This is a genomic window from Kitasatospora arboriphila (assembly GCF_039528095.1).
In the GTDB taxonomy this organism is placed as follows: Bacteria; Actinomycetota; Actinomycetes; order Streptomycetales; family Streptomycetaceae; genus Kitasatospora; species Kitasatospora arboriphila.
Genome location: NZ_BAAALD010000159.1, coordinates 1 through 10,296, shown reverse-complemented (window position 1 = coordinate 10,296; position 10,296 = coordinate 1). Strand labels below are relative to the sequence as shown.

10 protein-coding genes and 1 pseudogene are annotated in these 10,296 nt (G+C 77.1%); 5 read left to right on the top strand and 6 right to left on the bottom strand.

What is annotated here, in order from left to right:
- Nucleotides 1-1,028: DUF2398 family protein (locus ABD353_RS38120; protein ID WP_344628317.1), on the top strand; the 1,028-nt coding region annotated here is incomplete at its 5' end.
- Nucleotides 1,029-1,058: 30 nt separating this feature from the next.
- On the opposite strand, the gene ABD353_RS38115 is transcribed toward ABD353_RS38120, so the two are convergent.
- Together ABD353_RS38115 and ABD353_RS38110 are read right to left on the bottom strand one after the other, a co-directional pair.
- Nucleotides 1,059-1,265: a cold-shock protein gene (locus ABD353_RS38115; protein ID WP_344628316.1), complete on the bottom strand. Its 207-nt coding sequence runs from the start codon at nt 1,263-1,265 to the stop codon at nt 1,059-1,061.
- Between the two features lie 79 nt (nt 1,266-1,344).
- Nucleotides 1,345-1,530 (bottom strand): hypothetical protein, encoded by a 186-nt coding sequence (locus ABD353_RS38110; protein WP_344628315.1) that lies wholly within the window; start codon nt 1,528-1,530, stop codon nt 1,345-1,347.
- A gap of 156 nt (nt 1,531-1,686) precedes the next feature.
- On the opposite strand from ABD353_RS38110, the gene ABD353_RS38105 reads away from it, so the two are divergent.
- Nucleotides 1,687-2,793, top strand: a complete 1,107-nt coding sequence (locus tag ABD353_RS38105; RefSeq protein ID WP_344628314.1) for a sulfite oxidase — start codon at nt 1,687-1,689, stop codon at nt 2,791-2,793.
- A 12-nt stretch (nt 2,794-2,805) separates the two neighbouring features.
- Here ABD353_RS38105 and ABD353_RS38100 read toward each other — a convergent pair whose 3' ends face one another.
- The 4 genes and pseudogenes from ABD353_RS38100 to ABD353_RS38085 all read right to left on the bottom strand — a co-directional run bounded on the left by ABD353_RS38100 (nt 2,806) and on the right by ABD353_RS38085 (nt 5,690).
- A complete protein-coding gene (locus ABD353_RS38100) occupies nt 2,806-3,207 on the bottom strand; it encodes a carbohydrate-binding protein (RefSeq protein ID WP_344628318.1) in 402 nt (133 codons plus the stop codon).
- Nucleotides 3,187-3,990: pseudogene (locus ABD353_RS38095) on the bottom strand (Tat pathway signal sequence domain protein); the annotation flags it as partial. The pseudogene ABD353_RS38095 and the gene ABD353_RS38100, both read right to left, overlap by 21 nt.
- 134 nt (nt 3,991-4,124) lie before the next feature.
- Nucleotides 4,125-4,754 carry a TetR family transcriptional regulator gene (locus ABD353_RS38090; protein ID WP_344628313.1) on the bottom strand — a complete coding sequence of 210 codons (630 nt, stop codon included), beginning with the start codon at nt 4,752-4,754 and terminating at the stop codon, nt 4,125-4,127.
- 48 nt (nt 4,755-4,802) lie between these two features.
- A complete protein-coding gene (locus tag ABD353_RS38085) occupies nt 4,803-5,690 on the bottom strand; it encodes an acyl-CoA thioesterase (protein ID WP_425555337.1) in 888 nt (295 codons plus the stop codon).
- Nucleotides 5,691-5,837: 147 nt separating this feature from the next.
- On the opposite strand from ABD353_RS38085, the gene ABD353_RS38080 reads away from it, so the two are divergent.
- The 3 genes from ABD353_RS38080 to ABD353_RS38070 all read left to right on the top strand — a co-directional run.
- Complete coding sequence (locus tag ABD353_RS38080; protein ID WP_344628311.1) at nt 5,838-7,217, top strand: SWIM zinc finger family protein; 1,380 nt, start codon at nt 5,838-5,840, stop codon at nt 7,215-7,217.
- Nucleotides 7,214-9,817, top strand: a complete 2,604-nt coding sequence (locus ABD353_RS38075; protein ID WP_344628310.1) for a DUF7824 domain-containing protein — start codon at nt 7,214-7,216, stop codon at nt 9,815-9,817. The genes ABD353_RS38080 and ABD353_RS38075 overlap by 4 nt, the downstream gene beginning before the upstream one ends.
- A gap of 71 nt (nt 9,818-9,888) precedes the next feature.
- The coding region (locus ABD353_RS38070; RefSeq protein ID WP_344628309.1) for a TetR/AcrR family transcriptional regulator at nt 9,889-10,296 on the top strand (408 nt) is incomplete at its 3' end.

Genomic DNA, 10,296 nt, shown 5'->3' with positions numbered 1-10,296 from the left:
CCCCCGGCCGGCACCGTCGGCCCGACCGCAGCCGGGCCGCCGCGAAGGGCGCCACCGCGGGCGAGCGCCGCACCGCGGACCGGCTGCTGCTCGCCCACCCGCTGGTCACCCCGGACGGCCCGCACGGCGCGGGCTTCCCGCTGATCCTCCGTCACGCCGACTGGCTGACGGAGCGGTTCGGCGAACTCCTGGGCTATCCCCTCACCGTCGGCCCCGCCCACGCCCGGCTGCACAAGGCCCCGCTGGCCGACCGCGCCGTGCCCGGCTTCGGGCCCGACGGGTACGCCGCCCTCGTCCTCGCCCTCGGCGCGATCGCCGACCGGCGGGTGCCCGACCTCGAACGGCCCGAGGTGCCCGCGCTGCTGACGGACTGGCAGGTCGCCACCGCCGGACCCGACGGCGGCCTCGCGCTCGACCGGGAGCTCGCCCGCGCCCTGCTCGCCGCTCCGGCCCCGCCCGCGGCCGCGCCCGCCGGCATCCCGGCGCTGGCCGTCCGCCGGCTGCTCGCCGAGAACCCGGTCGTCCTCACCGACGAACTCGCCGCCCCGGAACGCGCCTGGCTGCTCGGCCGGCTGACCGCCGAGGCCGAGCTGTTCGCCGACTTCCTCGGGCTGGAGGCGGAGATACGCGCCGAGGGCATGGCCCTGCTCGACCCCGCCGACGAACTCTCCGACCTCGCCGACGGGCCGCTCGCCCGCACCGCACTGCTGGTCGCCGAACGCCTGGTGGAGGAGCTCCGCCCGCTGCCCGAGGAGGCCGCCCCGCCCGCCGTCCTCGTCCCCGACGCGCTGATAGACGGCACCCTCGGCGACGTCACCGACGACTACGGGCTGCCCGAACAGCCCGAGTGCGACTACCTCGCCGACCGCACGGCCCTGCGCCGCGACGTGCTCGGCCTGCTGCACCGGATGCAGCTGATCGCCCCGGCCGGCCGCAACTGGGTGCTCCGCGCCCCCGCCGCCCGCTACGCCCCGCAGGCCGAACTCCACCCCGCCCCCGGCGGCGGCCGCCACTCCCGCAACGACTGACGCCCGGCCCGGGGCGGCGGGGCGGGCTCCTCACTCCACGGCGCGGACGTGTTCGGCGACCTCGCGGAACTCCTGGACGGTGGCGTCGTACTCCACCCGCTGGCCGTCGGCCAGCACGTGCTCGGGGGCGTCGACGATGGAGTCGTAGTAGACGGTCAGCTCCGGCCCGCCGTCGTCGGGCTTGATGTAGCCGTAGCCGTGGCCGGGGTAGTACGTCCTGACAGTGCCGGTGGCCATGGGACCACCCCCTCGCTCAGGGGTCTGTGCCGATGACGGCAGTATCGGCCGCCGGCCCGCCCGGCACCACTCGATCGGCTCAGCGGGCCGCCTGCACCGCCTCGGTGCGCTGGTGGTGCCGGACGGTCTCCGCGGTGGCGGCCACGCCGAGGGTGCCGAGCGCGACCGACGCGGCGACGGCCGCGCAGGCCAGCCATCGCCGGTGGCGGCGGGGGAGCGGGAAGCGGGTGTCCCGCGGGGGAACCGGGGCGGATGGTGCGATCATGCTCCGGAGCGTGGCAGACCGGTGTGAAAGGCCGGCCACAACCGGGTGAAGTCCCGGCGGAAGATCGACGTCGAGTCCGTCGTCGCAGGTCAGGGCCGGTCCGTGCGGGAGCCGCGGTCGGCTGCCCGCATCCGTCCGGCGTACTACCGTGGAGCCGTGACCCCCGGAACGTCCGACGGAGGGGGCCGCGGGATCGTCAAGCCGCTGCCCCCGGAGTGGTTCCTGCCGCACGACGGCAACGCCGAGATGCGCTGGGGCGCGCCCACAGGCCCCGGCCCGCACACCCCGAACGAGCGGTTCTTCGTCCGCAACCACACCCGCACCCCGCGGATCGACCCGGACACCTGGCGGCTGCGGGTGCACGGCAGCGGTCTGCGCGGCCCCGGCGCGGCCTTCTCCCTCGCCGACCTGCACGCCCTGCCCGCGACCACGCTGGACGCGGTGCTCGAGTGCGCCGGCAACGGCCGCCGGTTCTGGGCCGAGCAGCAGGGCACCCCCGCCCCGGGCACCGCCTGGGGGCTGGGCGGCGTCGGCATGGCGGCCTGGCACGGCGTCCCGCTCGGCGTGCTGCTGGAACGGGCGGGCCTCGGCCCGGCGGCGGTGGACGTGCTGGCGGTGGGCCTCGACCCCGAGTACCGGGTGGGCGGCCGCGACCTCGGCCGGGTGCGCCGCCCGCTGCCGGTCGCCAAGGCCCTGGAGGACGTGCTCGTCGCGTACGGGATGAACGGGGAACCGCTGCCGCCCGACCACGGGGCGCCCGCCCGGCTGGTCGTGCCGGGCTGGGTGGGGGTGGCCTCGGTCAAGTGGCTCGGGTCCCTGGAGGTCTCGGACCGGCCGCTGGAGTCGCCGTGGAGCACCGAGTTCTACCGGTTGTTCGGCCCCGGGCAGCCGGCGGACGGCGGTCCGGCGCTCACCCGGCAGACCGTCAAGAGCGCCTTCGAGCTGGCGCCCGGGGCGGTGCTGGCCGCCGGCCGCACCCACCAGCTGCGCGGCCGCTCCTGGTCGGGGGCGGCCGCCGTCCGCGCCGTCGAGGTGAGCACCGACGGCGGCCGCGTCTGGCGGACGGCCGAGCTGCTCGACCCGCCGAGCCGCTACGGCTGGCGGCGCTGGGCGCTGGACTGGCGGCCCGCGGCGCCCGGCCGCTACGGGCTGCGCGCCCGCGCCACCGACCTGCTCGGCCGCACCCAGGGCGCCGAGGCACGGTTCAACCGCGAGGGCTACCTCTTCGACGCGGTCGTGGTGCACCCGGTGGAGGTGGTCTGAGGGCGCCGCGGGTCAGCCGAGTGCGATCCGCTCCAGCCGCGGCGCGCCCGCGGCACCGACGGCAGTGACCCGGACGGTGTTGGGCCCCGGCCGCAGGGTCACCGGCAGCGCCACCGTCTCCCAGCGGTCCCACCCGCCGGTGGGCCGGAAGGCGCGTGCGGCGACCACCCGGCTGCCGTTGACGGCGACGTCCATCGGCCGGTCGGCGGCACCGCCGTTGGCGTAGCGCAGCGAGAGGGTGGCGGCGGCCGGGGCGCCCGCCTCGACCGTCCACTCGGCCCCGGCTCCGGCACCGCCGTCGAAGGACGCCCAGGCGACCCCGGACGGACCGGTCTCCAGCCGTCCCTGCCGCAGCACGGCCTCCTCGGCCCGGTAGGTCCCGGACGGCCCGGGGACCAGCTGGTAGCCGCGCATCGACCGGATCAGCAGGTGGCAGTCCTGCAGCGAGCCGGAGGTGTCGCCGAGCGAGCGGTAGATTCCCCACTTGGGGCGGACCCGGTCGGCGAGGAAGGTGTCCACGCCCTCCTTCGCCGCGTCGACCAGGGTCGTCCCGCCGCTGCGCAGGATCCAGCGGACCGTGCCCTTCGAGCCGTCGCCGATCCTGATCCGGAAGTCCACGTCGACCCAGCGGTCGTGCAGCGCCGCCAGGTCGGTCCGGCCGACCAGCACCCCGGACTGCGGCAGGGCGAGTTCGACCGTCTCCCTGCCGCCGACCCGCCGCAGCGACTGCACCACGATCGGCGCGGTGCCGTTGCCGGGCTGCTTCATCTGCATGATGTGGGTGAAGGTCGTGGTCGCCCGGAGCGAGGACGGGACGTACACCGCGTAGGTGGTCCGCCAGGTCTCGCCGGCCCGCCACTCCAGCGGCGGGCCGCCCGCCGGACTGCGCATCCCGGTGACCTCGTGGCGCTGCCGGTCGGTGGCGGAGTCCCGGTCGACGGTGTGCATCGTCCAGCGGTACGCGTCGCCGTCGGTGGTGATGTGCGGCCGGGCGGACGGGTGCGAGCCGGCCCGGTCGTCCTCGACGGTCTCGAAGGCGCGCAGTCCGTCGAAGGCGGGGGAGGGCGACCAGCGCAGCTGCCAGCCGGAGACCGACGGGGCGGCCGGGGTCTCGCCGCGGGCGGCCATCTGGAGCCCGGCGGAGGCGGCGCCGCCGAGCGCGGCGCCGAGCAGCAGCCGGCGGGAGGGCGTGTTCATGACAGGGCTCCTGGTGGTCGGGCGCGCGGCGGGGGTCCCGGGGCTCGCCGGGGCGGAGTCCGTCCAGCGTCGGGGCGCGCCGGGCCGCGGTCAAGGAACGTCAGGAACGCTTACGCCCGATTTAAGACTCGCCGTCAGGCCGCCGGATCGGCCGCCTCGTACGGCGTCAGCACCAGCCGCACCACGTCCTCCAGCCGCCGGCGGGCGTCGTCCAGGGTGGTCCGGCCGGTCACCCAGGCCGTCAGCTCGCCCTGCCAGGCGTGCCCCACGATGTGCCGCACGACGTCCCCCGTGCTCGGCGGCACCTCGGACATCACCGCGCGCAGCGCCGCACCGTCCGCCTTCGCCATCGCCTGCAGCGCCTCGCTGGCGAACGGATCGGTGGACGCCGCCACCGACACCCGCAGCCGGGCCAGCTCGGGCTGCCGCTGGTAGGCGCGCATGCCGTGCCGGACGAAGCGCACCATCCGGTCGCTGGCCGTGAGCCCGGCCCGGCGGCCGCGCGCCTCACCCACCAGGTCGGTCAGCAGCGAGTGGTGCCACTCCGCGATCGCGGCCGCGAGCAGGTGGTCCTTGGACGAGAAGTAGCGGTAGGTCGTCCCGAGGGCGACCCCCGAGCGTTCGGACACCTGGCGCATCTGCAGCCGCTCGACGCCGATCTCGGTCACCAGCGCGAGCGCGGCCGCGATCAGGTTCCCGCGGCGTTCCAGCTGACGGGGCGACATCGCCTCCACCGGACGGGGTGACAGGTCAACCTTGGTCACCTTCACCATGATAGGGCCCGGGGTCCCGCACGGGTATGACGCGATCGGTCACGGACGGGTCGCGCGCGCCTCCCGCAGCAGCGTCTCCTGCACCGCCGAGGCCACCAGCAGGCCGTCCCGGTTGTAGAACTCGCCGAGCGCCAGACCCCGTCCGTCCGAGGCCGAGGGGCTGCGCTGCGCGAACAGCAGCCACTCGTCGGCCCGGAACGGGCGGTGGAACCACATCGCGTGGTCCAGCGAGGCCAGCAGGGTGCGCCGCGGCTCCTTCCGCCCGAAGCGGTGCGGCTCCAGGTGCAGCGCCGTGGTCGAGGCCAGCGTCAGGTCGGACAGGTAGGTGAGCGCGCAGACCTGCAGCAGCGGGTCGTCGTCCGGCAGCGGGGTGCCCGTCCGCAGCCAGACGAACTGCTGAGGCACGCCCGGGAGCTCGGCCGGCATCCCGGGCGCGTCGGCCGGCAGGAAGCGCATCTCCAGCGCACGGAAGCCGGTCGACTTCGCGAAGTCCTCCGGGTTCGCCCGCTCCCAGGCCACGAACGGGTCCGGCAGCTCCTCCGGCCCCGGCACCGGCGGCATCGTGCGCTGCCGCTCCGTCGAGGACTCCGGGCGCTTGAACGACGCCGACATGGTGAAGATTGCCTCGCCGCGCTGAACCGCCGTCACCCGGCGGGTCGCGTACGAGGAGCCGTCCCTGATCCGGTCCACCTGGTAGACGATCGGCCGGGTCGGGTCGCCGGGCCGCAGGAAGTAGCCGTGCAGCGAGTGCACCGACCGCTCCGCGCCGATCGTCCGCCCGGCCGAGGTCAGCGCCTGCGCGGCGACCTGGCCGCCGAAGGCGCGCATCGGCGCGCCGGCATGGCACCGGCCGCGGAACAGGTTCTCGTCCAGTTCCTCGATCCGCAACAGCTCGACGAACGGGGCCACCTGGTCGTCGGCCGGCATCCCCTGGTCCATGGCGTCGTTCACCGCCCCATACTGGCAGATCGCCCCCGCACCGCGGTGTGACCTGGGTTACCCGTGGTGCGTCGGGAGAGTAGAACGCGTTCCAGAAGCGATGGCCTGTCAGTCCCCGCACCTAGCGTCCTCGCCATGACGCAAGCCGTGCAGACGTACGCCTACCTGCGCCCCTCCGCGGTGCACCAGAAGACCGCCGGGCGGGCCCTCGCCCTGGAGACCTCCGGCGGCGCCGGCCCGCTCGGGGCCACCGCCAACCCGCGGTTCTTCAGCGGCTTCCTGACCTCGCCCGCGGCCGCCGCGGCCGCCCTCCTCGCGGTGGCCGACGTCGCCGCCGCCCGCTATCACCAGCCGCAGCTGCGCGCCTCCCTCGACCCGGTGGTCACCGCCGGCGGCGACCGGCTGCGCTTCGAGTCCTTCTCCGGCTGCTGCGGCGTGCACGCCCGCCTCGACGTCCTCGCCGACGGCCTGGACGGCGACGACCCCGGCCACGGCACCACCAACGTCGACGTCAACAACCCGCTCCGCGAAGGCCTCAGCCGGATCGGCGCCGGCGAACCGCTGCACCTGGCCGTCGGCCCCGACGCCCTCGAGGTCACCACCCTCGACGGCCCGATGGTCGAGAAGAAGGTCCCGCTGCCCGAGCGCTGGGTGCGCGGCTTCGCCGAGACGCAGGTGCTCACCGCCGGCTTCGACCTGCGCGCCGAACTGCCGGCCGCCGAGGCCGTCCGCTTCCTGCGCACCCTGCCCCGCACCGGCGGCCGCGGCTCCACCACCGGCTGGGTCGTGCCGGCCGGCCGCACCCTGCGCCCGACCAGCCGCCCGGTGCCCGGCGCCGTCTGCCTGCCCGGCCCCGAGCGGCTCGCCGCCCTGCAGCGGGTCCTGCGGCACGCCCTCGGCCTGCGGGTCTACGGCCCGCCCGCCGCGGCGGCCCCCGGTGCGTCCGCCGCCTCCGCCTGGGAGGTGGTGCTGCCCGGGATGCGGCTCACCCTCACGCTCTCGCCCGACGCCTCGCGCGGCTTCTCCGGCGAGGGCGGGGTGCTCACCGCCCTCGCCGCCGAGGGCTCCGAGGAGGACGCCGAGCTGATCGCCACCCTGCTCGCCTGGGAGCCCAGGATCGACCCGGCCGAACTCGCCGCCCAGTCCGGGCTCACCGTCGAGCGGGTCCGCGCGGCGCTCACCCGGCTCGGCACCGCCGGCCAGATCGGCTACGACCCGGCCGACGCCGCCCACTTCCACCGCGTGCTGCCGTACGACGCCGGGCGCGCCGAGGCGCACAACCCGCGGCTGCGGGCCGCCCGGGCGCTGGCCGCCGCCGCTGGCGCCGTCCGGCTCGGCGACGGCCTCGCCGAGGTCACCGTCGACGACCACGTGCAGCGGGTGCGCACCGGCGCCGACGGACAGCTCGGCTGCACCTGCCTCTGGTGGGCGAAGTACCGGGGCGGGCGCGGGCCGTGCAAGCACGTGCTCGCCGTCGGCCTGGTCCGCGCCGGACAGCCGGAGGCCGCGCGATGAGCGTCGCCGACCTCGCCCGCAAGGGGGACACCGCGGCCGTCGCCGCCGCCCTCGCCGAACTCGCCCCCGAACAGCGCCGCGCCGAGGTGCCCGCGCTGCGCGCCCTCCGCAAGGAGCTGCGGGACAGCTGGTCCGGCTCCCCGGACCGGTGGACGGCCCTGCTGGTGGCCGGCGCCGGCTGCCACACCTCGCCCACCGCGGCCGCCGAGTGGATCGGCAGCCGGGTCTTCGAGGACCGCGCCGGCTGGCGCAACCCGCTGCTCGTCGAGGTGATCGAACGTCAGCCCGTCGAGTGGCGGCAGGTCGTCACCGCCCGGCTCGCCGAGCGCAGGGCACCCGGCTGGGGCTGGTCCGAGCACTTCCCGCTGCTCGAGTACCTGGTGCGCTCCACCGGCAGCCCGGTGCCCGCGACCGACTCCTTCACCACCCAGTGGGTGCGCGAGCGGTCCCGGCCCGAACCGCGCCACCGCGCCTTCGGGGACCTGCCGCCCGGCCGCGACCTGCACGCCCGGCTCGTCGCCGACCCGTTCACCCCGGTGCTCGCCCCGCGGGTCTTCGAGGTGCCCGATCTCGCCGGCGAACTGGAGGGCCCCTGGGTCGCCCGGGACGACTCCGAGCGCTGGCCCGCCGTCCTCGCCCGGCTGGCCGCCGACGGCGTCCTCGGCCGCGCCGACCTGCTCGACCGCTGCCTCGCCCGGCTGCTGCGCGGCGGCGGCCGCCCCAACGACCACCGGATCTACCTGACGGTCCTGCGGGCGCTGGCCCCCACCGCCGACGAGTACGCCGAGCGGGCCCGCACCCTGCTGGCGCTGCTCTCCGGCCCGTCCACCACGGCCGCCCTGGCCCAGGAGGTACTCGCCTCGCTGGACGCCGCCGGCCGGCTCGACCCCGAGGTGCTCGACGAGGCGAGCCCCACCGTGCTGTTCCGGACGGAGAAGAAGCTCGTCCGCGCCCAGCTCGGCTGGCTCGACCGGGCCGCCCGGACCGCGCCCCACCGGGCCGGGCCGGTGGTCCTCGCCGCGGCCGGCGCCTTCGGCCACCCCGACCGCACCCTCCAGGAGCAGGCGCTCAAGGTGGTCGCCCGGCACCTGGCCGCCGCCGGCACCGCCGTCCTCCCCGAGCTGCGGCCCGCCGCCGAACAGCTCGACCCGGCCCACCACCGGCGCGCCGCCGAGCTGTTCGGCGCCGAGGTGCAGGCCGAGGAGTACCAGGAGCTGCTGCCGCCCCCGCCGCAGCCCCGGCCGGTGCCCGCCCCGATCGCCACCCCGGCCGAACTCGCCGAGGAGCTCGGCGCGGTGCTCGCCGGGGACACCGGCCTCGTCCCCTGGGAGCGCGTCCTGGACGGGCTCGTCCGGCACGCGCACACCGACCGCGCCGCCCTCGCCGAGGCGCTCGACCCGGTGCTGCGGGCCCACCCCCATGCGCGGGACCTCGGGCTGATCGCCGAGGCCGCCGCCGGGCGGATGACCGTCGACCGGGCCCGCCAGGTCGCCGACCGCTCGTACCGGCACGGCAGCTTCCGCACCGCCTGGTCCACGCCCTTCGACCAGCAGACCGCCGCGCGGTTGGAGGAGGCCGTGCTGCGGCTGGCCACCCGCCCGCTGCCCCACCTGCTGGCCACCCCCACCGACACCACCGGGTCGATCGACCCGGTCGTCCTGGTCGAACGGCTCGCCGGGTACGCCGCGCTCGGTGCCGACCCGGGCCCGGTCGACCTCGGGCAGGCCCTGCTGCGGGTGGCGCCGACCACCGAGCCCGCGGTCACCGCGCTCGCCGCGGCCGTCGGCACCCCGGCCGGCGGCCGGCTGGCCGGCTGGCTGCGCGAAGGCGGCCTCCCGCGCCGCCCCACCGTGGTGCGGGCGCCCTCCGGCGGGCGCGGACGGGACGGCCGGCGGCTCTCCACCACCCGCCGCCTGATCGACCAGGAGGCCGCCGGCGCCGGTCTGCCCGAGGACGCCGAACGGCTGCTCGACGCCGCCGACCGGCACCTCCGACGGCGCGACGTCTGGTGGACCCCGCCTGCCCGCGAGCAGTGGACGGCGATCCTGCCGCACCACCGGGAGGAGACCGCCGCCCGCCTCATGGAGCGCTTCGCCTCCGCGGCGGACCTCGACGTGCGGGGCGGCGCCGACCTGCTCCCCGCCCTCGCCGAGGCCGGCGGCCCGGCCGGCCCCGCGATCCACCTCGCCCTGGCCTACGGCCTCGGCGCCCGGCACCCGGAGGACCGCACCGCCGCCGTCGACGCCCTGCTGGTGCTCGCCGCCCGCGGCGACCTGGACGGCGCCCTGCTCGGCCACGAGATCGCCGAACTCGTCGCCCTCGGCCCGGTGAAGCCCAACCGCCTCACCGAGTCGCTGCGCGCCGCCGCCGACACCGGCGCCCACGGCACCGTCTGGTCGGTCCTCGTGGCCGCCCTGCCCCGACTGCTGGCGGGCGAACCGCCGCGCGGCGTCGGCGAGCTGCTGGCGGTGGCCGCCGACTGCGCCCGCCGCTGCGCCGCCCGCGGCCCGATCCCCGAGGTCACGGCCCTGGCCGCGCGGGGCGGCAGCTCCCGGGCCGTCCGCGAGGCGGCCGCCCTGCAGGAGGTACTGGCGGGCTGACCCGGCCGTCACCCCGGTTGTTGAACGATCGTTCTTGACTGACCGTTCTTCAACTCGCTAACGTTCCGGCCATGGGACGACCACGAGCCTTCGACGAGGACGAGGCCGTCGAAGCCGCCGCCCGGCTGTTCGCCGCGCACGGCTTCGAGGGCACGTCGGTGGACGACCTGGTGGGCGCGCTCGGCGTCCACCGGGGCAGCCTCTACAAGGTGTTCGGCAGCAAGCGCGGCCTCTACCTGGCCGCGCTCCGCCGCCACCTCGACCGGGACGTGCTGCCGCTCACCCGGGCGCGGGCCGGGGCCGCGGACCTGCCCGCGGCCCTGGCGCAGGCCGCCGCCGCGTACGACAGCGGCCCGGCCGCCGGGCTGCTGCTGCTTTCCGCCGCCGAGCGGGCCCCGCTCGACCCGGACACGGCCGCCCTGGTCGAGGAAGGGCTCGCCGCGCTGGACGCCGCCCTCGCCGCGGTGCTCGGCGACGGC